Genomic DNA, 25930 nt, shown 5'->3' on the forward strand with positions numbered 1-25930 from the left:
TCTCCTTGAAAGTGAGACACAAAAAACCAGCACCCAAGTGCTGGTTTTTTTATGCCTAGGCTTTACGCCTAGACCTTGTGCTCGCCGCACAGGTGCGAAACTAAGGCGCCTCCCGGCGCCTGTATCCGCTGCGGGGTATCAGTGACGCTCCGTCATGATCTCGCGTGAGAATACCTTCTCACAGTATTTGCAGCGTAGCTTCACATCATCTGCTTCACTCAGCACGCGGAACGAGCTATCCACCGCCGGCTCACCGTGGGTAATACAATTCGAATTAGGGCAGCGGAATATGCCTTGAATCACTACCGGCAAGGTCAATGGCAGCTTGGCCACCACTTGATAGTCTTCGATTTGATTGACGGTTGCCTGTGGCGCATACAGCGCGAGTTGACTGGCCTGATCTTCGCTGATCACCACGTTCTCGATTTTGATCAGATCTTTGCTGCCCAACGCCGATGAGGGCAGATTCAGGCCAATGGTGATCCGCTGATCGCTGCCGTGCATTTGAAACAGGTTTAAGATCTTAAAGCCAATATGCGCCGGGATATGATCGATCACCGTGCCGTGACAGATGGCTTCAACTTGTAGTTTGTTATCCGTGCTCATTTTGCAACTCCTTCAACCTGTTCGTTTAACACCAGTGCCAGCAGGGCCTCTCGGGCATAGACGCCGTTCTCGGCTTGCTCAAAGTAATAGGCGTGCGGGGTTTTATCGACATCCACAGTAATTTCATCCACACGGGGCAGGGGATGCATCACCTTCATGTTGGGTTTGGCATCACGCAACATGGCCGCATTTAAAATGAACGCCGCTTTAATGTGCGCGTATTCTGATTCATCAAAGCGCTCTTTTTGCACCCGCGTCATATACAACACATCCAATTCAGGCACCACATCGGTGATGCTGCTGTGCAGGCTATACGGGTGGCCCGCGGCAGTCAGTTCATCGAGCAAGTACTCTGGCATCGCCAGCGCATCTGGGGCGATATAGAAAAAGCGGTTCCCCTCGAACTTTGACAAGGCTTGCGTCAGCGAATGCACGGTACGGCCATACTTCAGATCGCCTACCATGGCAATATTGAGGTTATCGAGCCGACCTTGGGTTTCGTAAATCGAGAACAGGTCGAGCAGGGTTTGGGTTGGGTGCTGGTTAGCGCCATCACCGCCGTTCACCACCGGCACACCTTCAGAGAACTCCGAGGCTAACCGCGCGGCACCTTCTTTTGGGTGGCGCATCACAAAGCCATCGACATACGAGGAAATCACCCGTACCGAGTCGGCCAACGTTTCGCCTTTTTTGCCTGACGAGGTATTGCCACCGTCGGGAAAGCCGATCACCGAGCCGCCAAGACGTTGAATCGCGGTTTCAAACGACAAGCGCGTACGTGTCGACGCCTCAAAAAAGCAGCTGGCAATCACTTTATTCTTCAACAGCGTCGGGTTAGGGCGCGCTTTAAGCTCGCCCGCCGTGGCGACGATTAACTCCAGCTCGTCGCGGCTGAGCTCGGGAATGGAAATAATATGTTTGTTATAAAGCGTATTGGCCATAACGCGAGTCCCTTTCTTTGCAGTGTGCTACAGGCAAAAAAAAACCTCCGAAACGGAGGTTTTTACGATCACGACCAATGCGGATACCGTCCCGCAATGGGGCGGATAAATCGCTGTTTGTGGGTGGAATAACCAACATAACTTCTGGCCGTGTAGTGAAATCTGGCCGAATTATACGCCCCTATTTATGTCGTGCAAGCAAAAGTGCAATCGTTTACGTGCTTGCGTTGACGAGTGTGGCAACCATCACAGCCTTGATGGTATGCAGTCGGTTCTCTGCCTGATCAAAGACGATCGACTGCTCAGATTCGAACACCGCGTCGGTCACCTCCAGCCCATTGAGCCCGTATTGATCGGCAATTTGTTTACCCACACCGGTCTCATCGTTATGAAAGGCAGGCAAACAGTGCATAAACTTAGCGTGTGGATTCGCGGTGGCGGCCATCAAGCTTGGATTCACCTGATAAGGGGTGAGATCAGCCACACGCTGCGCCCAGGCCGATTCGGGTTCACCCATCGACACCCAGATATCGGTATACACAAAATCACAACCGTTCACCGCTGCGGTGTCTTCGGTTAAGGTGAGCGTCGCGCCCGTATTGGCGGCGATATCTTGGCATGCGGCAATCAAATCGGCCTCAGGCCAGTAGGCTTTGGGGCCAATCAGGCGCAGATCCATCCCCATTTTCGCCGCGCCGACCAATAGCGAATTACCCATGTTGTTGCGCGCATCCCCCACATACGCAAACGCGATTTGATTAAGCGGCTTGTCGCTGTGCTCTTGCATGGTGAGCAGATCGGCCAACACTTGGGTGGGATGAAAATCATCCGTTAAGCCATTCCACACCGGCACCCCGGCATGTGCGGCGAGCGTCTCGACCACCTCTTGGCCAAAGCCACGGTATTGAATGCCATCGTACATTCTCCCTAACACCCGCGCGGTGTCTTTCATGGTTTCTTTATGGCCAATCTGGCTGCCGCTAGGGCCGAGGTAGCTGACCTGTGCGCCTTGGTCAAACGCTGCCACCTCAAAGGCACAGCGGGTACGGGTCGACGTTTTCTCAAAAATCAGCGCAATGTTTTTGCCCGTGAGCTGTGGGGTTTCCTCACCACAGGCTTTTGCCGCTTTTAGTGCAGCGGCATCATCAACCAGATCGTGGATTTGCTGAGGTGACAAGTCGAGTAAGGTGAGCAGTGATTGCTGGTAGAGGTCGCTTTTCATATCTATCCCTAAATAACGCGCTAAATTGAATATTAAATCGATATTTGTGTTTAATTATTCTTTGATGGTAAAGCGCGTGCCAGCAAGATGCAAGCGACAAAACCGAGCGTAAAGGCCATGAATTGACCAATAACACACCGTTTTGATGGTTTTCTGACCGCGAAGGAGGGATTTAATCAAGCGCTGACAATGCTGATAAGTTGGCGACAAACTAGACAATCCTTTTACCGCCTTATAGCGAGAGAATGACAGGGCCGCGCGATGAGTACGAGATAGTGTTTATGTCCTCAAGGGCAAACGACAATACTAGGAAGGAGAACATGATGAAAACACAAAACAAAGCACTGACTCTTAGCGCACTCATGATGATGGTTGGCCTCGCCGGCCCCGCGATGGCCAACGAAGCCAGCCAACCACAAGGCGACCAACCCGTGGTAACCTGCCCAGACGGCGGCACGGATTGCGACACGCAGCCAATGCCAGAAGATGACAACAGCACCTGGCCGGCAGAAGACAGCCAAGACCCCGCCATGCAATAAGGCGGTAACCTCCTAAGCAAGCAAAGCGTGAGTGCCGCCACATTGGCGGCGCTTGTTTATCCCGCAACACGCTAAGTGCTCAAAAAGCATACTGAATTCGCCCCCCTTACAGCTAGACACCCTGTGAGCCTTCCCCTATAATCCCATTCCATTCGGCCCCTTAGCTCAGTGGTTAGAGCAGTCGACTCATAATCGATTGGTCCCCAGTTCAAGTCTGGGAGGGGCCACCAGTCATAGAAAGGCCTGAGAGGTTAGTAACTACTCAGGCCTTTTGCTTTTTATTTTGCTGTGTAGCATATATGTAGCAAATTAATCACTCGTAAACGTCCTTTTGATTCGCACTCCCTACCCGCAATACTCATCTCACGTTCGATATTAGTGACAGCTTGCTTAAGCACAGCTTTCGAATAAACCGCCTTTTGTACCCATATCACAAAACATGCTCAATCTAACATTTTGGATAACAGCGCACGAAAACCCACACACGGCTTGATACACTCATCTACAAATTTGCCAATACGATGGCGTGTTAGGTGCCGACAACTGATCGGCGGTAGCATTGCTAAACACTGGGTACCTAACCAGCTTATCGGCTAGAGACAGCCAAAAGCGTGCACGCTTATCCGTGACCGATTCACACTATCCCAGAACGGTTGACAAAAAGATCCTATAAGTCATGCGGTTACAGCTTGACGCTTGGGGATAGTGTGAATTCCTGAGTAGAGATAGGCGGCATGCACACTTTCGCGGAAAAGCAGTATCTATTAGAGGTGAGAAACTCAATTAATAACAGATAGTTAGGTAGAAAATAGTGCGTATAACGGTTTTGGGGAAATCGCGCATACGCGCTAATACAATGTTAGCCTACACAGTTCCAGCTTTATCCTGTGCCTTGAGAAGGTAAATTTTAGGAGAAAATGTATGAAATTAGTCCTTAAAGCTTCATCGGTTGAAGAACTGAAAGAGCTTGGTGAAATTAGCGAGATAATTCAAAAAGTTAATAAAGAAATATCGCCACTTCAGATAGTGGCTGATTCTTATCAAGATCTTTTTCTTTCTTTACAGAAATTACGTGAAAACTGGGTTCCATTCAAATCCGGTTACTTTTTGACAGAAAGAAAACAATATATTTACTTTCTGTTGGAGTGTGATGGTGAAAAAAGAGAGCATCTGCTAGGTATAAATGATGAAACGTACAGTGATGAAAAAGTAGCTAAACGGTGGTATAAGAAAATTTCGCACATAATTCGAGCGGACCTCAACGACAGTGAAGAAGCAAAGTTAGCATTTCAAAAGTTACAAGAAATCTATTCTGATCTAATTGATGATGATGCGTTTGGTGATGATCATGGCTGATAATAACAAGAAGAACCAAGATATAGTTGTACATTCATTAGAATCGACACCTTTAAATTTCCCTGAGCCATCTGAGTATGTTGAAGAAGAGTATGCAAAGAAAACTAGAGAAGTAATTCAAAAAAATGGTGTTAGAGAAGATAATGGTAAAACAGCTTTAAATACCAAAGGTCTGCAACATACTTTATGTACTGACTCTGTGGGTGCTAAAAAATTCTATAATCGACTCCCAGAAAAGGATAAATTTAAAGTAGGTAAGGAGCGGTATGTTCGGACTCCTGCTTTAAAGCGAGAACTCGATGAGCGAATTGAAAAACCCTATGATGCTCAAAAAGTTGAGCAGATGAAAGAGAATGAGCGTTGCCTTACTGCACTTAGAGATAATTCAGAGTCTAGAACCCGCAGAGCGTTACAAGAGAGCAAAATAAGAAAAGAACAGCGCCATTTAAAAAAGCAGAAAATTGAACGTGATGGCATAGATGCATGCCAAAAGTCAGGAAAACCGTTGGAGCCTGATGCTAATGCACATCATATAGAGCGTAGAGCTGATGATCCAGATTTAGCGTTAGACTTGGACAACATCGAAGTAGTTAATGATGAACCTCATAAGCAGCACCATAAAGCTGAGCGTGAAATTGATTACGAGTAGGCTAACAAAGCATTTAAGAGTGATTCGCAACGCTTGGCAGTTTCGCTTCGCTCAAGTATAGCCAAGCGTCGCTCACACCTTAATGCGGCGTTAAAAGTCAGGAGGACTCTTGGAACAAAGTGCAAAGTGTTTGGCTGAACATATGGTTAAGTCAAACAAAGCTATGGAAGTTTTATTCCGAAACCAGCATCACGAATCAGCTCTAATTTTATTGTTTTCATGGGTTGATAGATTGGCATGGTTGTCTATCGAAAATGAACACTCTACTGGTCAAGATTTTAAACGTTGGCTGAATACTTATCTTTTTGTTGAAGGTCAAACATTACCATGTAATGCAAATGATCTTTGGGCATCACGCTGTGCTTTATTACATACAGGAACAGCAGAAGCAAGAGACGTAAAAAGTGGTAAAGCTCGTTATGTTTTCTATTATGGTGGCCAAATTGACGTGACCGCAAGAAATTCTAATGAACAAGTCTATGTTAATGTTGGGGATTTGCATGTTGGATTAATTGAGGCATCTAGACAGTTTCTAATACATTTAGAGAACAAAACTGATGAACTAGCTATCGCCAATAAAAAGCTCGCTAAAATACTGAATCGAACGACTGACTTTTAAAAAGTGCCTAAACCAAAGGACGCAAAACAGCAGGCTTGCGCTCCTTCGTCGCTAATTTTAGCCTGCTATTTCTCGCCGGTTAGGCAAGCGTTAAATTACAGGAGACAAAATTGACAAACGAAAAAGTAGAAGATGGTTCGATTGAAACAGACCACGACGATAAAAAAGATATGTTGCGTGCTATAGAAATTCAGAATGACACTGAGGCATTAAAGAGTTTATTTCGTATAGCTTTATCGACAAGAGATTTTGAAATTACACAACTGGTACAGAGAAACAACTTTTTCATGATATTTCAGGGTGTCATCTTTGCCGGTGTGATGCAGTCATCACATACAAAGCCACTGGTTAGTTTTATGGTTTGTTTAGTTGGTTTTTTCGTCTCGTTATATCAAGTTGGTATGGCTAGTGGTGCCAAATTTTGGCAAGAATATTGGGAGGAGGTCCTTAAAGCAGTAGAAAATAGACTTCTGTTTTTATTGTGTGGACCTAAAGCTCAACGAAGTTTTCTAATCGAGCTATTTCATGACGATACCGAAGTATATGAGAAAATCGTTCAATCTCGACTCAATCGAGGGAAAGGCAGCTTTATGTCACCATCCTCATGGTTAGTAATGAAACGGTTTTCTGTAAGTAGAATACCAATTTACGTTGGACTTACCTTGGCTGCAGTCTGGTTGACGTTGTTATTCTCAATGATTGATCTAAAAGTCGAGGGTTTTAGCTTGGCTATTCAGGCGCTGTAAAATGTAATTTAACAAACTATTTAAGAGTAATTCATAACGCTTGGCATTATTGGTTTGGGTTAAGTTCAGTGATTACAGTGGTCAAGTTAAGTGTCGTGGTCGCGTGCTTAACACCTTAATTGGGCGTCAGCTCTATCGGGGGATAGATTTGAACCGAGAAGTTTTTCAAAAACAATACGATTTTGAGCTCGAGCAGAGAAACGGTATAGCTTCGGCGACAAATACACCTATTGTTGCATTGACAATACTCGGTGGAGCGCTTGCTGCTGTAATTACTGGGTTCAAATACTCTAACGAACCGGCTACATATTTATTTTTGTTGTTTTCTCTTCTTGCTATCGGCAGCATGTTAATTTCTGTTTATAAGCTAGTTCGGACATTTTTAGGCTATTCATATCAAAAAATACCGCCAGCGAAACAGTTAAGGGAATATCTAGAAAATCTGAAATGTTGGCACAATACAAATGGCTCAAGCGACGATAAGGCAGCTATTGATTTTGATGAGTACTTTGACGAAAGATTATCGGAAGCCGCAGAGCATAACAGCGAAAATAATATAAAAAGAGGTAACTACTTACACGATGCAACTTTATTCGTAGTTGTTGCCTTTGTCTTTCTATTCTGTGCATCGCCTTTCTATATTTATGAGCGAGTAACTTCAGAAGATAAGGTTTACCAAGTAAATATAATTGACAATATGTCCAAAAAAGAGGAGAAAAATATGGCCGATAATGATTCAGGTGGCAGTAATCAAGGACAGCAAACAACTCCGAGTGCAGAACCTTCGCAGACGCCTTCAGCAGCCCCTAAGCCAACAGGTCCACAAAATGTGATCTTTAAGGGCAATACTGATGGCGGTAAGACAAGTGCTGACAGCGGGTCAAAAGGCGAGAAATAGCTAACAAATCAAGCCAAGGGACGCAGCAAAGCTGCGCCCCTGCTTGAAGCATTATGTGCTCTAGGAGTAAATTCAGACAATTATGAATGGATTGGAAAAAATTAAATTCTTAGACGATATCGGTTCAGAGCTACAGTCTAGAATGACATTCTCGGATATAGATGCCTACTTTCGTGGGCATGGCGTTCCAACGCAGGATAACTACCCCCATAATAGTAAAAGATCGTACTCAAAGGACATGCTTGCCAAAGTCGATGAAGAGTTGCTTTTCAAAATCGCAGGCGAGCTGGGGCTTGTTGACGTTCCAAATGGTGCTGAGGTGGTGAGAGAGGTTGGTTTCTGGAAGGCAGGGCATTTTAGGTTGTTTTTGAGTCATTTAGCTTCCTTCAAAGTTCAAACTTCACACCTGCAAACTGCGCTTAGAAAATATGCTATATCCAGTTTTGTCGCTCATGAAGATATTGAGCCAACACAAGAGTGGCAAAGTGAGATAGAAGCAGGCTTAAAAACTATGGATGCGCTGGCAGCGATTCTTATGCCCGGATTTCAAGAAAGTAAGTGGTGCGATCAAGAAGTTGGAGTGGCTGTTGGCCGTGACGTTTTAATCATCCCAATCCGCAAAGGGCTAGACCCTTACGGATTTATTGGTAAGTATCAAGGAATCCAAGCTCAAGGAAAAACGATAGGTGATGTTGCCGAGAAGATCTTTGAAACCTTGGTCAAATCCCCAAAAACCAGAAATAAAATATTGATTTCACTTTCTGGCGCTCTTTCAAATGCAACCACAATTGAGGAGGCTATAGAAAAAGTTGCTATTTTCAAGTCTCTAGAGGGGGTGCCTTCGGATATTTTGGAAAATCTTAAGCAACAAGTCTCCGATAATTCTCGACTTGTTGAGTCTCAAGAGTTCCTAGATAGCCTTAATTCGATGCTTACCAAGTTTAATGTTCAGAAGATAGTAATCGGGAAAGTAGAACAGGAGAAGGAGTGGGATGACATCCCATTTTAAACCAGCACATAACAAACGCAGCTACTGCCACAGTGATATCTTTTTCGTTGCGGCATCGCCTTCACTGCAAAGCCATGCGTGCTGCGGGCGTTATGTGTAATTTTGAGTATTAGAAATTGAATGACTTATATGCGATGGAATTTGAAACAAGAAAGCGGTCTCCATTATGGTGGCACAACAAAGCTTCCGATCTGTTTGCCTCAGCAGGCGCATTACACTCGACTATCTTTGCTGAGCAAAATGTAGCTACAGATCTAGGTTTTCCTTCAGGATTTTGCATGTCGGTGGCATGTAATCCCGTCTATGAAATGCTTTTTGGTATGTCATTTGAAGCTTTGCTGAAAGCAATATGCGTTGCTAAGAAAAAGCCTGCACCAGCAAGTCACAACCTAAACAACCTTGCAAATACAGCTGAAGTTAAATTGTCTGAAAGTGAAATCGAGATCTTTAAGTATTTAACAGAGTGCGTGGTATGGAGCGGAAGATATCCTGTGCCGAAGCAAAAAGAGTATTTGGAGCAACACTGGAAGCAGGGTAGTGACTTGTTGTTTGATAAAGTGTCTAGTTCAAGTGTGATTCAGTTTCAGGTCTCAAACGACGTGATGGGCTGGGACAACTTATCGAATATATGGCGAAAGTTGTCTAAAGAGTTTGAAAAACAATATACTTAACGAAAGACGTGTCCGTTAAAGTTGATCAACATCATTCGCAACGCGCGAATTTTTGTTGTGCGTTGATTTTCGTGAACAAGGTGGTGTGCGGAGGCATTTGTATTGCGCTGCTCACACCTTAACAGGGCTATTAGGCAGCGAAAGTAGCTCCGAGGTATTTTCGCCTGTACGAGGCCTTAGGGTTTGTTCGGCGTTGGTCATATCAAATTTCCGCTAAAATACAGTTATTCACAGAACTCCAAGTAAAAGCGCATCTGTCTTCATGACAGATGCCATTCGTTGGTGCGGGTGATGATGGCCTTTCCGCCTGCTGAGATACCTTTAAGCACCTTTAAAAGCTCGTCTTCGCTATACATGGACGTTTTCACCACGCCTGTATCACTATCAAAAGCCAGCTCATAATGAGGGGCTATAGCCTGCTCTGTGCGCTTGCAGAATACGCCACCCATTAAATCTGTAAAGCTTTTCCAGTTTCCTTTGTCGGCTGCATCGTGAATGTCCTGCACTAGCTGACTTTCTGCCATCATTGCCTTTAAGCGGCGTAATTCACGCCAAACCGTCACCGAACACCCTCCCAGTTGTTGAAATTGGCGAATGCTCCAGCATGCCGCCCATGCATCGACGCGCGCTGCTGCACATTTCGGGTCTTCACCGTAGATACCAGCATCGAGATGATCACCGTCGATGTTTTTTGAGATGTATTTCACGATATTAGACGGGCAAGTAATGGTGAGGAAGGCCGTGTAGTAGCCAACTAACATTGGCTACAATGTTAGAGCGTATGAGCACAGAGGATCCGTTCAGCAGAATCAGAGCAACCAAATTCAACAAGTACGGATCGATAGTTTTGTAACGATTTCAGTTCATGGTTCAAATCCCGTATCCATTCCCACGCCAGAGCGTGGGAACGAGTAAAATAAAAAAACAGAGACAAGCAACGCAGCCCTATGGCTGCGTTTTGGCTTTCTATCTCCAGTCCATCATTATTCTGTCGGTTCGATGGTCAGTGGTTGCCAGGTGGCGATGGTGTTGCCGCCGGCGCTGGGGTGGTCGCGGTATTCGCGGTCTTTGAGTAGGGTGTAGTACACGTCCACAAAGTCATCATCGTTGGTGAGCCAGCCGTCGGGGATGGCTTCAATGATTTTGCCGGTGATCTTGGTGATCACGCCATAGGCTTGCACCTCTAAATCTGGAATGGCGGCAATGATGTCGCTCGCCACCTCGTTTAACTTCAAGGCCAATTCTTTGTAGTTGGTGCCGTCGTCTTGCTCCATCAAGATCACGTCCGCCGCGCCCCAGCGATAACGCTCCCAGTGGATCATCACCTGATTAGGGTGATAGTTGGTTTGGTCGTAATCCAAATAGGGCATATCGACAATATCGAGCGTGGGCTCGTCACGGCTGGGGTTCACGCCGGTGACAATCGCGTATACCTCGGCTGCGCCGGAGATCCAAGGCTCTTGGTCGTCTTCAAGGCGGATTGATTTGAGCACTGTGGTGTCAATGGGCTCGGCCGGCCCTTGTGCCATCATTGGCGCGTGACGACGCATACGGGGCGCTGGGGCTTGCTCGGCCAGGGTGCGGCGCATCACTTCTAGGCCAGCTTTAAGTGAGGCTTCACCATTGGCATCCACTACCAAAATAGGGCGGTCAGGCAACTGATGAACGTCTAGCCAGTGCACCTTGCCGTTGGTGTCGTAGGCTTCAATTTGGGTCCAGGTTTTATCATCGCCTGCTGGCTCAAAGGCAAACAGTGGCGCTTGGCCAGCTTGCCAGCGTGCGAGCATGCTGGGGTCTGCCAGACGCACTTCAAGCAACTGTTCGGCGACCTCTTCGACCCCTTGTGCCTCTCGCAAGGCGCGGTCGGCCGCGCGCAGTTGATCATTAAGCTGATGTGCGCGCGTTTGGGTGAGACTTTGTAGTGACGCATTCAGGCCATAGGCATTAATGCTACGGTGGAGCACAGGCGCTAATAGCGCATAATCTTGACTCAGTTGTTTGGCGGTGTCGCGTTTAATATCAACCACTGAATTATCGGCATTGGTCGCAAAAGCGGGAGTCAAAGCTTGGGTGATGCCAGCCAATAATAGGGCAATGAGCGTATTTTTCTTCATCGCGTTTCCTTTTTGTTGTGTTTCCAACTGACGCCAGCGGATGCTGACTAAGGCCATCATGCGACGTAAATGAGAAATAATGCTATTTAGAAAATAATGTGATGTGAGCCGAGTTCATAAAAAAGGCGCAACTGCGGCATGAAATTAGTCACTTTTGGTACCAAAGTGTGCGAGTGGCAAAAAAACGCCCGGCCAAGTGGCCGGGCGTTAAAGCGAAAAGGCGTGAGGTTAAATGCCGTCGCGTTCAAGCGGGCAGCTCATACAACGCGCGCCACCGCGGCCACGACCTAGTTGGTCACCCGGGATCGAGAGCACCTTGATTCCGGCTTTGTCGTATTTCTCGTTGGTGTAGGTGTTGCCTTCATAACCAATCACCACCCCAGGTTTGACCGTGAGCACGTTGTTGGCATCGTTCCATTGTTCGCGCTCAGCAGCATAGCTGTCACCGCCGGTGGTAATGATGTTCAGCGGGCCGACGTCGAGTGCTTTTTCAATTGCGGTGAGGTAGCAAGACTGCGCTTCCACGTTAAGGCTGTCTTCGCCTTTGCGAGTTAGGCGCCAGCATGGCAAGTCGGGGCGCATCACAGTGGGGTAAACCGAGAAGGTGTGCACGTCCATGTGGGTCATCACCGTATCTAGATGCATGCACGAGCGGTTTTTCGGCAGTTGCACGGCAATCACTTCTTTGGCTTGGCCACTAAACAGCAGGCTGCGTGCCAGCTGCTCAACCCCTTGTGGGGTGGTGCGCTCGGACATACCAATTAACACCGCGCCGCGGCCAATAACTAGCACATCGCCGCCTTCAATCATGGCGTTGTCGTAGTCACGTACTTCATCGCCGAGGTAATTAATAAACGGGCTATCGGCAAATTCAGGGTGCCAGCGGTAAATGGCACGTAGGTGGTTGGTTTCACGTTGGCGCGCCGACTTGGCCATAGGGTTGAGTGATACGCCGCCATATACCCAGCACGAGGTGTCGCGGGTAAATAGGTGGTTAGGCAGCGGCTCAATCACAAAGTCGGTCTTATCATGCATGGCCTGCATCATCGAGGATGATTGCACGGGCAAGTCGATATAGCTTAAACCGCCAAGTAGAATGTCAGCTAGGGTGTTGTGGTCAATGTCCGCCATATAAGCGCGTACATCACTGGCGAACTGATAACCGAGACGATATTGATTGAGTTGGGTGTCGAGCAGCCATTGCTTGGCTTCTGGCACCGCGAGGGTTTCGACCAGTAAATCGTGGAGCAGATACACGTCGACGCCTTGGTCGGTCAGGGTGCGGGCAAACATGTCATGCTCTTCCCCCGCGCGCTCAACAGCCAGCACATCATCAAACAACAGTTCATGGCAGTTAGATGGCGTCAGGTGGTTCAACGCTCGTTCAGGGCGGTGAAGCAGTACACGCTTCAGTTGCCCAACTTCAGATCCAACGTAAAACTCACTCATGGTAGGTCCTCTTTTTCCTTAATACGGGCCAGGTAATGAGACAAACAGCGTGTTGCACACACGGGCGGTGTGCTCACCGGTTAGGTGGGAATGCAGGCCGTTTGCACAGGGTGGGCGTGTCTCATCTCCTCCTTGGATGCTCGAATAATGACAACCTTCTCGGGGGAGGTCAATGTTACAAATCACTAACAATCTCGCCGGACTAGCAAGGTCACAGAAATTTCATTAACTTGGCGGTTTTCTCATCAGTGACACTATGATGGAACGTGGCATTTTTTGCTAAACCGTGCCATATTGCGCCCGTATTCATTTTCTGGAGTCGCGTCTATGTCACAGGCTGAACTTATCGAACAACAACACCAAGAAACGCGGATGATCATCGAGGAGCTTCTCGCCGATGGCAGTGATCCTGATGCGCTGTATACCATTGAGCACCACCTGTGTGCCGATACTTTTGAAGCGCTAGAAGATGCGGCGGTAGAAGCCTTTAAAATGGGCTTTGAAGTGGCCGAGGCTGAAGAGCTTGAGCTGGAAGAGGGCGGCACTATCGTTTGCTTTGATGCTGTGATGGAAACGGCTTTGAATGCTGAACGCATTGATGAGCAAGTCGAAAAGCTGGTGGCGTTAGCCGATAAGCACAACATTGATTACGACGGCTGGGGCACTTACTTCGAGTCGGATGAAGAAGAAGGCCCAGAGGGCGAGTAACGCGGGATCCGGTTGAACGACTGAGTATAAAGCCACGAAAACGTGGCTTTTTTGTGCCTAGCGGGGTTAGAGCGTCTTTATCATGGTGACTTCACAGCTATCGTGACCGGTGTTGCCCATGCGCGCACACGGGGTAAAGCCGAGTGACTGATACAAGGCAATGGCGGCGGTGAGGTTGGCGGTGGTTTCAAGATAACAGTGCTGATAACCCCAGGCGCGGGCTGTTTCCATCGCCTGAATCGCTAACTGTTTCGCCATCCCTTTGCCTCGCAGTGCGGGCAGAAAATACATTTTTTGCAGCTCGCACACGCTATCGTGGCCCGGCAAAGGGGCAACACCGCCACCGCCGAGGAGCTGTCCATCGGCTTCAATCACCCAATACGCGGCATGCGGGTGGGTATATTGTTCGCTGAGGCAGTCAAGAGTGGGATCAGCGACGCTAAACCCGGCATCGGCACTGAGGCCGTGCTCGGCAGAAACGCGACGAATCACATCGGCAATCGCAGGGTTATCGTTTGGCGTTATTAAGCGCACGCGTAAAGGTGCGTGTGAGCTTGGCTCGCGTAAATATTGGGGACTATCCTTGGCCATCAAGACACTCCAAATAATACATGTATCAGTAATCTATCTCACCAGGTTGGCTTTCACAACGCAGCACGAATGTTGAAGGAAAAACTGACAGGGGGGATACAATATTGACAGCGTCGTCGTAAATGTCTTTTTGGTGAAACAAGGAGATACTGCCTTTTAACCACTGACAGTGCTCCCCTTGGTGTTAGTTATACCGTGATTAAACCGATGGTTTTTTTAATGATGATGCCCCAAGTGAAGCGGTGCGGGTTTTACCGCATGGCGACGTTGCCACACCTTTTCATGGAAGAAGTACGCCAAGGTGTTGATGCTTGGCTCAACCAGCGCCAGTGCGCCACCGACTAGCCAATCGCCACTGATTAAATAGCCCACCAAAAAGGCGACGTTAAAGTGCACGACCGCAAAGCTGGCCGTTTTGACCGCGGGGCGCGCTTGGCGGCTAAGCTGCCAGAGTTTTTCATGAAGATAAAACGCGCCAGTATTGACAGTGGGCTCGGTCATCGCAATCAGGCTGCCAATGATGATATCGCCGGTTAGCACATAGGCCACGGTAAAGGCGATAGAAAAGTGGATAGCAGCAAAACTGAGTGTCTTCTTCATGGTGTAGCTCCTTATTAGCAACACGCGTTTAATCAACACTGACAGTATGCACAGAGACTGTCGATAAATAAAAACGGTTCTCACTATCTTTTACATAGAGGCGAGCTATCAACGGCGATCAGTGCTCGGGATAACAAGCGTTTAGAAACTGACCCAGCCAATTTTTCGCGGAGGTGGGGGAATAAAAAAAGCCACACCGAGCGGTGTGGCTTGATAAGCTGAGTGAGCCGAGGATTATAGCGCGGCGATGGTCGCTTTTTGCTCACCAAGCTTGGTGAGGCTCTCACGGTAGCCATCGAGCTTTTCACGCTCTTTCGCCACCACGGCTTCAGGTGCTTTGGCGACAAAGCTTTCGTTGCCAAGCTTGCCTTCAACACGCTTGATTTCACCTTCGACTCTGGCGATTTCTTTATCCAGACGTGCTAACTCGGCGTCTTTATCAATCAAGCCCGCCATCGGGATCAAGATCTCCGAGCTGCCGACCAACGCAGAGGCACACGCAGGCAAGGTTTCGCTACCGTCAAGCACGGTGAAGTTGCCGAGTTTTGCCAAGGCATTCAAGGTGGTGCGGTTGCGGGTGGCACGCTCAGCATCACGGCTATCCGCGGCTTTTAGCATCACTTCAAGCGGCTGGCTTGGCGCAATGTCGTACTCTGCGCGCAGGTTACGAATGCTGACGATAAACTGCTTCACCCACTCAATGTCTTCTGAGGCTTGCGCGTTAACACGGCTGGCATCAAATTGCGGCAACGGCTGGTTCATAATGGTGTCGCCGTCGACACCGTCAACCAGTGGTTTGACGCTCTGCCAAATCGCTTCCGTGATGTATGGGATCACAGGGTGCGCTAGACGCAAGGTTTTTTCCAAGACGGTGATCAGGGTGTAACGGGTCGCACGTTGCTGTGCGTCGTCACCTTTCCACAGTACGGGCTTGGTGAGCTCTAAGTACCAGTCACAGAACTGGTGCCAGATAAACTCATACAAGACACCGGCCGCCATATCGAGACGATAGTTGTCGAGGTGAGTATTGAAGTCTTTCGCCGCTTGCTGGAACTGAGACTCGATCCACTGATCGGCCAATGAGAATTGCATCTCGCCGCCGCTCATGCCGCAATCTTGCTCTTCGGTGTTCATCAGCACGTAACGGCTGGCGTTCCACAGCTTGTTACAGAAGTTGCGATACCCTTCAAGGCGCTTCATATCCCAGTTGATGTCACGGCCGGTTGAGGCCAATGCCGCGAGGGTAAAGCGCAGTGCGTCGGTGCCGTGGGCCTCGATGCCATTCTCGAAGGTTTTACGGGTCGCCTTTTCAATCTTTTCTGCCAGCTTCGGCTGCATCATGTTGCCGGTGCGCTTGGCAACCAAGTCATCAACACTGATGCCGTCAATCATATCGAGCGGGTCGAGTACGTTACCCTTGGATTTTGACATCTTGGCGCCACTTTCATCGCGGATAAGACCGGTCATGTAAATGGTCTTAAACGGCACTTGTGGCTTGCCGTTTTCATCTTTGATGAAGTGCATGGTCATCATGATCATGCGCGCCACCCAGAAGAAAATGATATCAAAGCCTGATACCAACACATCGGTGGGGTGGAAGGTTTTCAGTGCATCGGTGTTTTCTGGCCAGCCTAGCGTACCGAACGTCCAAAGCGCGGAGGAGAACCAAGTATCCAACACGTCTTCGTCTTGGCGCAGCGCGACGTCGTCGCCAATCTGGTTATCGCGACGCACTTCGTCTTCGTCACGGCCCACATAGACATTGCCTTGTTCGTCGTACCACGCAGGAATGCGGTGACCCCACCAAAGCTGACGTGAAATACACCAATCTTGCACATCACGCATCCACGCGAAGTACATGTTCTCGTACTGCTTAGGCACAAATTGGATATCGCCGTCTTCAACAGCTTTTACCGCCGGCTCTGCTAATGGCGCGGTGCGCACATACCACTGGTCGGTCAGCATTGGCTCAATCACTACGCCGCCGCGATCGCCATACGGCACGGTCAGATCGTGATCTTTAATTTCATCCAATAAGCCCAGCGCATCAAATTCGGCCACGATCGCTTTACGTGCGGCAAAACGCTCCAGGCCTTGGTAGTTTTCTGGCAGGGCACTATCGAAAGCATCACTTGGCTGGCCTTTATGGTCAAACACTTCAGCCTGATCGCGAATGTCGGCGTTCAAGGTCAGGATGTTGATCATCGGTAGCTGGTGGCGCTGGCCGACTTCGTAGTCGTTAAAGTCGTGCGCAGGGGTGATCTTCACACAGCCGGTGCCTTTTTCCATGTCGGCGTGCTCATCGCCCACAATTGGGATGCGACGATTGACCACAGGCAGCAATACGTGCTTGCCAATCAGGTCTTTATAGCGCGGATCTTCTGGGTTGACCGCAACACCGGTATCGCCCAGCATGGTTTCTGGACGGGTGGTGGCCACCACGATGTAATCTTTGCCTTCTGCGGTTTGGGCGCCATCAGCAAGTGGATAACGGAAATGCCACATGTGGCCTTTCTTATCTTTGTTTTCCACTTCCAAGTCAGAAATGGCCGTGTGCAGCTTAGGATCCCAATTCACCAGGCGTTTACCGCGGTAAATCAAGTCTTCCTGGTGCAGGCGAACAAACACCTCTTTGACGGCATTGGAAAAGCCTTCATCCATGGTGAAGCGTTCGCGATCCCAGTCGACAGAGGCTCCTAAGCGGCGCAATTGTTGAGTAATGGTGCCACCAGATTCGCCTTTCCATTGCCAAATTTTGTCAACAAAGGCCTCACGACCGTAATCGTGTTTGGTTTTGCCTTCTTCGGCGGCGATCTTGCGCTCCACGACCATCTGCGTCGCGATACCGGCGTGGTCCGTTCCCACTTGCCATAGGGTATTTTTGCCCTTCATCCGTGCGGCACGGGTCAGGGTATCCATAATGGTATCCTGGAACGCGTGGCCCATATGCAGGCTACCGGTCACGTTTGGAGGCGGGATCATGATGCTGAATGCATCTTTGCTGGTATCACCATGAGGTCGGAAATAGCCTTCCTCTTCCCAGCGCTGATACAGCGCTTTTTCGATTGATTGTGGATTATATGTCTTTTCCATAGCGCTCTTGAAAGATCGTCAAGGTTTGGGCGATTGGTCGATGGCCAGGGTATGAAGTTGCAGGCCTGCCAGTCGGTATGCTTTATATCGGTGACGCGCGTGCTGTTTGAGCGTCTCATCGCAAGGGACGAAGTCTACCACTTGTGCAAACGAAGGCGCAAAATTTGATGGCTCTGTCGCCAAATTGATAAGCACGCTGCGATGACCCGTATGACGTACGCCAGGCCAGCCGATTTCCACCGGTGCGCCGCCTCGCGGCCCTTCACCGACCAAGTTATGGGGCAAAAATACATCCGGGTCACGTTGCCACAGTAGATCATCGAGTTGATGCGCTTGGGCTTGGTCGTGCGCGGCCAGGTAAATGCGTTGCCCTTGTTGATAGTAGTAAAAAGCCAGTTCGATAGCGGTTGCTACTATGATTTGTATGTCACGTTGTTGCGTGTCACTGTCTTTGCTTTCACGCGCTTGCTGTTCGGGTGTTAGCCCCGGGCGTTCGGTATCGTCGGCTGAATCAGTCGGCGATAGCAAATAAAAGGTGGCGGTGGGCATATACGCTCCTAAATATGAGAAACGGCCTCCGTCCCAAAAGCAGGGTGTCCGGGTAGCGCGAGCCCAACAACATAGCCGATTGTGCGCACTGACACCAGTATTGAATAAAGCGTGAACAAAAAAAGGAGGCCGGTTGGCCTCCTTGTGTTCGTTACTCTTCCACTTCTAGGCCAGAGCGGTTAAGTAGGAATTGCACCAACAATGGCACGGGGCGGCCGGTTGAGCCTTTTTCTTTACCGCCGCTTTTCCATGCGGTACCCGCGATATCCAGGTGCGCCCAGTTGTATTTCTTGGCAAAGCGTGACAAGAAGCACCCGGCGGTGATGGTGCCGCCACCTTTACCGCCAATATTGGCCATATCGGCAAACGGGCTGTCGAGCTGCTCTTGGAACTCGTCAGTCATTGGCAGACGCCACGCTCGGTCACCGGCTTGCTCTGAGGCGTTAATAATATCGTGCGCCAATGGGTTTTGGTTGGCAATCAAGGCGCTGATGTGGTGGCTCAAGGCCATGATGCACGCCCCGGTTAAGGTCGCGACATCAATCACACATTCTGGCTCATAACGTTCAACATAGGTCAGGGCGTCACACAGTACCAAGCGGCCTTCAGCGTCGGTGTTGAGCACTTCCACGGTTTGGTCTGACATAGTAGTGAGGATATCACCTGGACGATACGCTTGACCGTCTGGCATGTTTTCGCAGCCTGCCAGCACCCCAACAACGTTAATCGGTAGGTTGAGCTCGGCCAGCGCGCGCATTACCCCAAACACGGAGGCAGCGCCACCCATGTCGTACTTCATTTCGTCCATGTTGGCGCCAGGCTTGATGGAAATGCCGCCCGAGTCAAAGGTTAGGCCTTTACCCACCAATACAATCGGTTTGGCGTCTGGGTCAGGGTTATTTTTGTACTCCATGATCGACATCATCGACTCATTTTTTGAGCCTCGGCCAACCGCCAAGTACGAATGCATGCCCAGTTTTTCCATTTCTTGCTCGCCGATGATACGGGTTGTGACCGTTTCATAATCGTCGGCAAGGCGACGCGCTTGCGAGGCAAGGTATGCCGGGTTGGCCACGTTCGGTGGCATGTTACCCAAGTCTTTACAGGCGTTAACACCAGAGGCAACCGCCAAACCGTGCGCGATGGCGCGCTCACCCAGGTTCAGCTCACGACGCGTTGGCACATTGAACACCATTTTGCGCAGTGGGCGGCGAATTTCTGGCTTAACGCTTTTGAATTGGTTAAAGGTGTACAGGCTGTCTCTGGTGCTTTCAACCGCTTGGCGCACCTTCCAATAAGTGTCACGGCCTTTAACATGCAGCTCGGTTAAGAAGCAGACCGCTTCCATTGAACCGGTTTCATTGAGGGTGCTGATGGTTTTCTTGATGATTTCTTTATACTGACGTTCACCGAGCTCACGCTCTTTGCCGCAGCCGACCAACAATACGCGCTCTGATAGGACATTCGGGACATGGTGCAGCAGGAGCACCTGGCCGGGTTTACCTTCCAGATCACCGCGGCGCAGCAGGGCACTGATGTAGCCGTCGCTGATTTTATCAAGCTGCTCGGCCACTGGGGAGAGGCGGCGAGGCTCAAACACACCGACGACAATACAGGCACTGCGTTGCTTTTCGGGGCTACCGCTCTTTACACTGAACTCCATTTGTACTCCTAGATCCTAAAGACAATTGAGACCAAATGTTGGATAATGCCGCCTCTATGTTGTTGAACGCTCTAGATGCGCCCGGATTAGCCGGCGGTCAACAAATGGCCGAAAGATTAGAAAACAACTAATTAAACCAGAAACTATAGTTATTCGAGTAAAAAAACAAGTTTTCCATAGGTGCCTTCGCTTTGATAATTGTTCGATATTTGATCCGGGAGACGGTTAAGACGCAAGTTGCAGTCTTATTTGTGTTATTTCTGGTCTTTTTCAGCCAAAAGTTCATCCGTGTGCTGGCCAATGCCACAGAAGGATCGATCCCCAGTGATCAAATTATTACCTTAGTGGGTTTGTACATGCCGTCCATGGCAATGTTGATGTTGCCGCTTAGTTTGTATATCGGGATCTTGATCACTTTTGGTCGTCTGTATGCTGAGAGTGAGATCACCGTGATGAATGCCACCGGGATCGGCAATGAGTTTCTGATCCGCGCGGCGCTTTACTTGGCCATCATTACCGGCTCGGTGGCCGCTTTTAACGCACTCTGGCTAACACCGTGGGCCAATAACCAAGAGTTAGAAGTCATGGAGCAGCTGGAAGCTAAATCAGGGCTTGAGTTGCTGGTGCAAGGACAGTTTCAAAGCGCCCCCTCGGGCGAGGCGGTGATTTTTGTTGATAATATTGAAGATGATGGCCAAACCCTGAATCAGGTATTTGTTGCCCAGCCCGTGCCGCGTGACTCCTTGTTGCCCAACGTGGTGGTGGCGGATAAAGGCTATGTTTCTGAGCTCGACGATGGCCGCCAAGTACTGGACTTGGTCGATGGCACCCGTACTGAGGGGCTGCCGACCCAGCTTAACTATGGCGTGACCACCTACGAGAACTATCAGGTCTTAATTGGTCAACGCGAGGTGCGCGAGAAAAGCCGCGATTGGGACGCGGTGCCTACCTTGCAGCTGTTTGGTGAGTCGAGCTTGAAAGCACGCGCTGAGCTACAGTGGCGTATTTCCTTGGTACTGTGTATTCCATTGATGACCATGATTGTGGTGCCATTGTCGGCGGTGAATCCGCGTCAGGGACGATTTGCCAAGCTCTTCCCCGCTATTTTGATTTACTTGGCGTACTTTTTGTCGATCAGTGCGGCTAAATCAGCGGTCGAAGACGGCGATCTCCCGGCACAAATTGGGCTTTGGAGTGTTAATGTCGCCGCCTTGTTATTGGCCGTCGTGCTTGCCGGTTGGGACTCGCTACCGGTGCGAAAACTCAAAGCTAGCGTAAAAGGATCTGCCTGATGTTTCGCATTCTTGATTGGTATATTGGTCGCACCCTGATTGGCACCTCCTCCTTGTGCTTGGCGACACTGGTGGGATTATCAGCCATCATTAAATTTGTTGAGCAGCTGCGCTCGGTGGGAGATGGTACTTACACCATGGGCAAGGCGATTTTATACGTGGCATTGAGCATGCCGCGTGATATTGAAATGTTCTTCCCGATGGCCGTATTGCTGGGCGCCTTGATTGGCTTGGGGATGCTGGCATCCAGCTCCGAGCTGGTGGTGATGCAGGCAGCGGGGATCTCTAAACTGCAGATTGGCATGTCGGTGCTCAAAACGGCGATTCCCTTGATGCTAATCGTGATGGTGCTGGGCCAATGGGGCGCGCCCGATGCGCAAAAAGCCGCGCGTGAGTTACGTGCCATCGCTAAATCAGGCGGCAATGTGATGTCGGTACGGCGCGGCGTATGGGCGAAAGACGGCAATGACTTTATTTATATCGCTCGTGCCGATGAGCAAGATAATCTCACGGGTGTGAGCATCTGGAAGTTTGACGATCAGCAAAACATGACCAATGTGGTGTTTGCTGAAAGTGCCGATTATCTCAACCAAGATAGCTGGATGCTCAAAGACGTCACCATTACTCGGATGCAAAAGCGCGAAGCGATTTCTAACGTGCAGCAAGATCAACTGGTGTGGAAAACCACCCTCACGCCAGACAAGCTGGCGGTCGTGACGGTAAAACCCGAGGAGTTATCCTTATCAGGCTTGTACAGTTATGTGACTTACTTACGAGCTTCTCAGCAAGATGCCTCGCGCTATGAGCTCGCCTTATGGCGAAAAGCCGTCCAACCCTTGTCGATTGCGGTCATGATGTTGCTGGCGCTCAGCTTTGTGTTTGGCCCACTGCGGAGCGTTACCATGGGGGCACGTGTGCTCTCTGGGGTGATCTTTGGCTTTGGCTTTTATATTGCCAATGAGGTCTTTGGGCCAATGAGCTTGGTATACAAATTACCGCCAGCGATTGGTGCCATTACCCCAAGTGTGATTTTCTTAGTGATCACCTTACTGCTGCTCCGGCGTAAACTGTAACTGGTCAGGTGCAAATTGTCGCTTGGCAGTGAGCCATCGAAAAGGATCTAAAAAGGGCCGACATGCTGTCGGCCCTTTGTGTATCACGGATAGGAGAGTCAATGCTTAGAAGCTGTAGCTCATGCCTAAACGTAGGTCTCGTCCTGGCTCAGGCATGCTACTGCCACTGCTTAAGGTGAACGAGCTGTGCTCGCTGTATTCCTTGTCGAGCAGGTTGTTGACCGCCAATGAAACCGTGAGCCCTTGGTAGGCCGCCGGTTGCCACTGCGCGCGCACGTCATGTACTACATAGCCGGGCTTCTCGTGATCGCCGTCTTGCACATCGGTCAAGCGCTCAACGCCAGTCAGGGTATAACCTAAGCTGACATCCGTATCGACCAATTGATATTGCGTATCCCACACCCAAGTATTACCGACTGATGCGCCGACTGCCATTTCGTCGCCTAGAGGATCGCCGTTTTCATCTTCCATGTTGACATGGCTATAACTGAGCTGTGTATCGAACTGATTGAGTGCCCAGCCCACGCGCGCCTCGATACCTTGGCTCGTGACCTCATCCTCGAGGTTGTAAAGGTAATTCGGGTCGCTGCGGCGATCATACGCCTGGAAGTTTTCTATGCGGGTATTAAAGCCGGTGACCGCCAGATTCAGGGTGTCTTGCTTGGTCAACATGCCATAGCCTTGCCACTCAACACCGATTTCAGCTTGTTTAGCGTGCTCGGGCTGTAAATCTTTATCTACTTCAACGGCACCGCCAATCAGCAACACTTCCCGCGTTTTGGCACCGCGCACCGCTTCACCGTAGCCAGCATGGAGGCGTAGGTTGTCCGTCGCTTGATAGCTCAGTTGCACGTTGGGTGAAACCTCACTGCCATCGACTTCACCCGCTTGGCCATAATCGGTGTGGTAGTCGTCAAAGCGTGCGCCCCATGCAATGCCAAGATCGCCGACTGTCATTCTATCTTGTAAAAACAGGCCGATATTGCGCGCTTTATCTTGGTTATTAGCGCCGCTGGCTTCATCGTAATCGAGGTTTTCGGTTTTTTGCTCGAACATATCGATACCCGCGGTGAGCGCATGTTGTACCGCGCCGGTATCAAAGCGCATTTGGTTACGAATATCGCCGCCGATTTGACGGGCCCGGCTAAAGGTTTCGCTTTCAATCCGATCCAGATCTAAGGTGTTTTGATACAACTTGGTGGTCAATTCGATCCAGTCAGAATCCGGTGCCCAGCGATGTTGAAAAGAGAGGGTTTCGCGCTCGGTCTCTTGATAGCTGCGAGACTGGCGGCTGAAGTAGGGCATATGAGCACGGACAAAGTAATCGCCCTGATCGGTGCGACGCTCGGCACTGACACGGACATCGTGATCGCCGTGATTTAACAGTGATAACTTAACTAGGTAGCTACGTTGTTGGCTCGCCGTTGCCGGCTGCAGATCGCCGCCGCCGTGGCGATAGTCATCACTATTACGGCCTTTTATGTAGGCAAGAATACCGAGCGACTCTCCCAAGCGACCATAGACGGCAGAGCTGCCAGAGGTGGCATTAGCTGCACTTTCAAGACCACCTGAAAGTCGGGCACCGATAGTTTGGCCGGCGCGCAGCATATCTTGTGCGTCTTTGGTTTCAAAACGTACACTGCCGCCCAGCGCGCCGGGGCCACTGTCGGCACTCGCTGGACCTGACTCGACCCCGACTCGCTTGAGAAGCTCGGGCTCAATACTTAAACGTCCTTGGTGGTGGAATAAGTAACCCCCTTGTGCGGCACCATCGACGGTGATGTTGAGGTTAGTGTCTTCAACACCCCGTAGATAGACCTTCTGTCCGGCACCTACGCCACCACCGACGTTGATGCTGGCGTTGTCGCGAAACATGTCTTCCAGATCTTGTGCCTGACGGGCTTCTAGCTCTTCAGCACTGACCGCCATCTTGCCCTGTAGGCTATCGGCGGTGACCGTCACCGTTTCCACGGGCTGTGCGTCTTGGGCGTGTGTGGGGAGGCTTAGCGTGCCTGCCGTGATGAGAGCAAGGGTAAGCGGGTTTAAACGTAAATGCATGTCATACTCCTATGCAAATAGTTCTCATTTGTTTGTGGCGGGACTATATCAGGCGCAAATAGGATTCACTATCAAAAATTCTAATAACAACCATTATCATTAGTTTTTGTAACTTTTTTGTATGTGATTAGGGAAGAGATGTAGCGCTGATGTTTTTTCTTGAAGATAAAAAAGAAAGAAAAGAGTAAAGAGTAAAGAGAAAGCAACGCGGTTGACGACAAACAAGATAACGAGTGGGGGAGTGCGAGTGACGCAGCAGTAGAAAACGTCCCGGCGTAAAAAAGCCGGCAACAAGAGGCCGGCTGATAGATAGACCGTTTATCGTGAGTGTGAGGCACGCCTTATGGCGAGTTGTCGTCACCCACATATTGGAAAGCTTTGATCACGCGCTCAACGCCACGCACATTGCGGGCGATATCCACCGCTTTGTCCGCTTGCGCTTGGGTCACTGCCCCCATTAAAAACACTTCTCTGGCTTCAGTGATCACCTTGATGTTGACCGAACGCAACTGATCATCAGCCACGAATGCTGCTTTGACGCGGGTTGTGAGCCAGCCATCGGTGCTGATATCGGCAAGGCCAATCATCGGTGCGTCGCGCACTTCGTTATAGACCACGTCGACATTATCTAACGCGCGAATGCGCTCAACCAGTTGCTCGGTGAGTGCCGGATCGGTGCTTTGCCCCACTAACAGCGCTTGCCCTTGAAAAGCGGCCGCTTTTGCTCGGATTTTGTTCCTAAACGGTGGCTTGTTGACAATCCCAGCGGTGTTTAGGCCAATTTGCGTGTCCTGCCACTCCTCGCCAGTGGTGCGTGGATCGGAAGAATACACGGTGGAACACGCTTGCAAGGCAAGCGCAAACATCAAGGTGACTATCAGGCGCATGATTTATTCTCCGTGAGAGGGGAAGAGCACCTGATCGATGAGATCGCACAAGCAATGCACAGTGAGTAAGTGCCCTTCCTGGATCCGTGCCGTGCGTTGTGATGGGATACGGATTTCTACATCGCGTTGTCCGAGCAAACCGGCCATCTCTCCCCCGTCTTTGCCGGTCATTGCAATAATCGTCATATCACGGGTAACGGCCGCTTCCATGGCTTTGATGATGTCTTTACTGTTACCACTGGTAGAAATCGCCAGCAAGATATCGCCAGCTTGTCCCAACGCACGAACTTGCTTAGAAAACACTTCATCATGACTGTAATCGTTGGCCACCGCCGTTAAGGTGGTGGTGTCTGTGGTCAGTGCTAACGCTGGCAAACTCGGACGCTCGGTTTCAAAGCGATTAAGCAGGCAAGAGGCAAAATGTTGCGCGTTGGCCGCGGATCCGCCATTGCCACAGCAAAGAATTTTGTTGCCGTTAAGCAGGCTTTGTACCATCACCTGTGCCGATTGTGACAGATACTCAGGGATCGCTTCGGCAGCAGCAATCTGGGTTTGAATACTTTCGGTAAAGCTCTCTTTGATGCTCTCTAGCATGAC

At 49.8% G+C, this 25930-nt stretch carries 25 protein-coding genes and 1 tRNA gene; 12 read left to right on the plus strand and 14 right to left on the minus strand.

The features are described from left to right. Positions 1-138: 138 nt before the first annotated feature. The 3 genes from pyrI to argF form a co-directional block, all read right to left on the minus strand. Positions 139-606 carry an aspartate carbamoyltransferase regulatory subunit gene (gene pyrI, locus WN56_RS04765; RefSeq protein ID WP_046073934.1) on the minus strand — a complete coding sequence of 156 codons (468 nt, stop codon included), beginning with the start codon at positions 604-606 and terminating at the stop codon, positions 139-141. Then, on the minus strand, positions 603-1547 hold the full coding sequence (pyrB, locus tag WN56_RS04770) for an aspartate carbamoyltransferase (RefSeq protein ID WP_046073935.1): 945 nt from the start codon (positions 1545-1547) through the stop codon (positions 603-605). The genes pyrI and pyrB overlap by 4 nt, the downstream gene beginning before the upstream one ends. A 214-nt stretch (positions 1548-1761) precedes the next feature. Beyond that, complete coding sequence (gene argF / locus WN56_RS04775; protein ID WP_046073936.1) at positions 1762-2769, minus strand: ornithine carbamoyltransferase; 1008 nt, start codon at positions 2767-2769, stop codon at positions 1762-1764. A gap of 320 nt (positions 2770-3089) precedes the next feature. On the opposite strand from argF, the gene WN56_RS04780 reads away from it, so the two are divergent. The 9 genes from WN56_RS04780 to WN56_RS04820 all read left to right on the plus strand — a co-directional run bounded on the left by WN56_RS04780 (position 3090) and on the right by WN56_RS04820 (position 9256). Then, positions 3090-3308 carry a hypothetical protein gene (locus WN56_RS04780; RefSeq protein WP_131825349.1) on the plus strand — a complete coding sequence of 73 codons (219 nt, stop codon included), beginning with the start codon at positions 3090-3092 and terminating at the stop codon, positions 3306-3308. Positions 3309-3462: 154 nt separating this feature from the next. Further along, a tRNA-Ile gene (locus WN56_RS04785) sits at positions 3463-3538 on the plus strand. 691 nt (positions 3539-4229) lie between these two features. Beyond that, positions 4230-4664 (plus strand): hypothetical protein, encoded by a 435-nt coding sequence (locus tag WN56_RS04790; protein ID WP_046073938.1) that lies wholly within the window; start codon positions 4230-4232, stop codon positions 4662-4664. Further along, entirely contained in the window at positions 4657-5313 is a 657-nt protein-coding gene (locus WN56_RS04795; protein WP_156146658.1) for a hypothetical protein, read from the plus strand. The genes WN56_RS04790 and WN56_RS04795 overlap by 8 nt, the downstream gene beginning before the upstream one ends. 109 nt (positions 5314-5422) lie before the next feature. Further along, positions 5423-5932 (plus strand): hypothetical protein, encoded by a 510-nt coding sequence (locus WN56_RS04800; RefSeq protein WP_046073940.1) that lies wholly within the window; start codon positions 5423-5425, stop codon positions 5930-5932. A gap of 110 nt (positions 5933-6042) precedes the next feature. Further along, positions 6043-6678, plus strand: a complete 636-nt coding sequence (locus WN56_RS04805) for a hypothetical protein (RefSeq protein WP_052708021.1) — start codon at positions 6043-6045, stop codon at positions 6676-6678. Positions 6679-6718: 40 nt separating this feature from the next. Then, positions 6719-7576, plus strand: a complete 858-nt coding sequence (locus tag WN56_RS17190) for a hypothetical protein (protein WP_046073941.1) — start codon at positions 6719-6721, stop codon at positions 7574-7576. A gap of 82 nt (positions 7577-7658) precedes the next feature. Beyond that, entirely contained in the window at positions 7659-8585 is a 927-nt protein-coding gene (locus WN56_RS04815; protein WP_046073942.1) for a TIR domain-containing protein, read from the plus strand. A gap of 134 nt (positions 8586-8719) precedes the next feature. After that, on the plus strand, positions 8720-9256 hold the full coding sequence (locus WN56_RS04820) for a hypothetical protein (protein WP_156146659.1): 537 nt from the start codon (positions 8720-8722) through the stop codon (positions 9254-9256). Positions 9257-9516: 260 nt separating this feature from the next. On the opposite strand, the gene WN56_RS04825 is transcribed toward WN56_RS04820, so the two are convergent. From WN56_RS04825 to arcA, 3 genes are all read right to left on the minus strand, one after another. Then, entirely contained in the window at positions 9517-10017 is a 501-nt protein-coding gene (locus WN56_RS04825; protein ID WP_046073944.1) for a hypothetical protein, read from the minus strand. 222 nt (positions 10018-10239) lie between these two features. Continuing rightward, positions 10240-11370, minus strand: coding sequence for a DUF3103 family protein (locus WN56_RS04830; RefSeq protein WP_046073945.1), 1131 nt, complete (start codon positions 11368-11370; stop codon positions 10240-10242). 228 nt (positions 11371-11598) lie between these two features. Continuing rightward, a complete protein-coding gene (gene arcA / locus WN56_RS04835) occupies positions 11599-12819 on the minus strand; it encodes an arginine deiminase (protein WP_046073946.1) in 1221 nt (406 codons plus the stop codon). Positions 12820-13146: 327 nt separating this feature from the next. Here arcA and rraB point away from each other — a divergent pair, with 327 nt between their 5' ends. Then, positions 13147-13527, plus strand: a complete 381-nt coding sequence (rraB, locus tag WN56_RS04840; protein WP_046073947.1) for a ribonuclease E inhibitor RraB — start codon at positions 13147-13149, stop codon at positions 13525-13527. A gap of 66 nt (positions 13528-13593) precedes the next feature. Here the strand turns inward: rraB and WN56_RS04845 are convergent, their stop codons facing one another. The 5 genes from WN56_RS04845 to pepA form a co-directional block, all read right to left on the minus strand. Continuing rightward, entirely contained in the window at positions 13594-14118 is a 525-nt protein-coding gene (locus tag WN56_RS04845; protein WP_046073948.1) for a GNAT family N-acetyltransferase, read from the minus strand. 216 nt (positions 14119-14334) lie between these two features. Beyond that, positions 14335-14718: a DUF2061 domain-containing protein gene (locus tag WN56_RS04850; protein ID WP_046073949.1), complete on the minus strand. Its 384-nt coding sequence runs from the start codon at positions 14716-14718 to the stop codon at positions 14335-14337. Between the two features lie 234 nt (positions 14719-14952). Beyond that, complete coding sequence (locus WN56_RS04855; protein ID WP_046073950.1) at positions 14953-17811, minus strand: valine--tRNA ligase; 2859 nt, start codon at positions 17809-17811, stop codon at positions 14953-14955. 18 nt (positions 17812-17829) lie between these two features. Then, complete coding sequence (locus WN56_RS04860) at positions 17830-18360, minus strand: DNA polymerase III subunit chi (protein ID WP_077666471.1); 531 nt, start codon at positions 18358-18360, stop codon at positions 17830-17832. A gap of 151 nt (positions 18361-18511) precedes the next feature. Next, entirely contained in the window at positions 18512-20023 is a 1512-nt protein-coding gene (gene pepA, locus WN56_RS04865) for a leucyl aminopeptidase (protein ID WP_046073951.1), read from the minus strand. A gap of 191 nt (positions 20024-20214) precedes the next feature. Here pepA and lptF point away from each other — a divergent pair, with 191 nt between their 5' ends. Together lptF and lptG are read left to right on the plus strand one after the other, a co-directional pair. Next, a complete protein-coding gene (gene lptF, locus WN56_RS04870) occupies positions 20215-21315 on the plus strand; it encodes an LPS export ABC transporter permease LptF (protein WP_046073952.1) in 1101 nt (366 codons plus the stop codon). Further along, on the plus strand, positions 21315-22388 hold the full coding sequence (lptG, locus tag WN56_RS04875; RefSeq protein ID WP_046073953.1) for an LPS export ABC transporter permease LptG: 1074 nt from the start codon (positions 21315-21317) through the stop codon (positions 22386-22388). Before lptF ends, lptG begins: the two co-directional genes overlap by 1 nt. Before the next feature lie 105 nt (positions 22389-22493). Here lptG and WN56_RS04880 read toward each other — a convergent pair whose 3' ends face one another. The 3 genes from WN56_RS04880 to WN56_RS04890 all read right to left on the minus strand — a co-directional run bounded on the left by WN56_RS04880 (position 22494) and on the right by WN56_RS04890 (position 25927). Further along, on the minus strand, positions 22494-24446 hold the full coding sequence (locus WN56_RS04880; RefSeq protein WP_052708022.1) for a TonB-dependent receptor domain-containing protein: 1953 nt from the start codon (positions 24444-24446) through the stop codon (positions 22494-22496). A gap of 341 nt (positions 24447-24787) precedes the next feature. Next, complete coding sequence (locus WN56_RS04885; protein ID WP_046073954.1) at positions 24788-25333, minus strand: BON domain-containing protein; 546 nt, start codon at positions 25331-25333, stop codon at positions 24788-24790. A 3-nt stretch (positions 25334-25336) separates the two neighbouring features. After that, the gene (locus WN56_RS04890; protein WP_046073955.1) at positions 25337-25927 is read right to left on the minus strand and encodes a phosphoheptose isomerase; all 591 of its coding nucleotides are present in this window, start codon (positions 25925-25927) and stop codon (positions 25337-25339) included. Positions 25928-25930 lie beyond the last annotated feature (3 nt).

The organism is Salinivibrio sp. KP-1 (genome assembly GCF_000968645.1).
GTDB classification, from domain to species: domain Bacteria; phylum Pseudomonadota; class Gammaproteobacteria; order Enterobacterales; family Vibrionaceae; genus Salinivibrio; species Salinivibrio siamensis.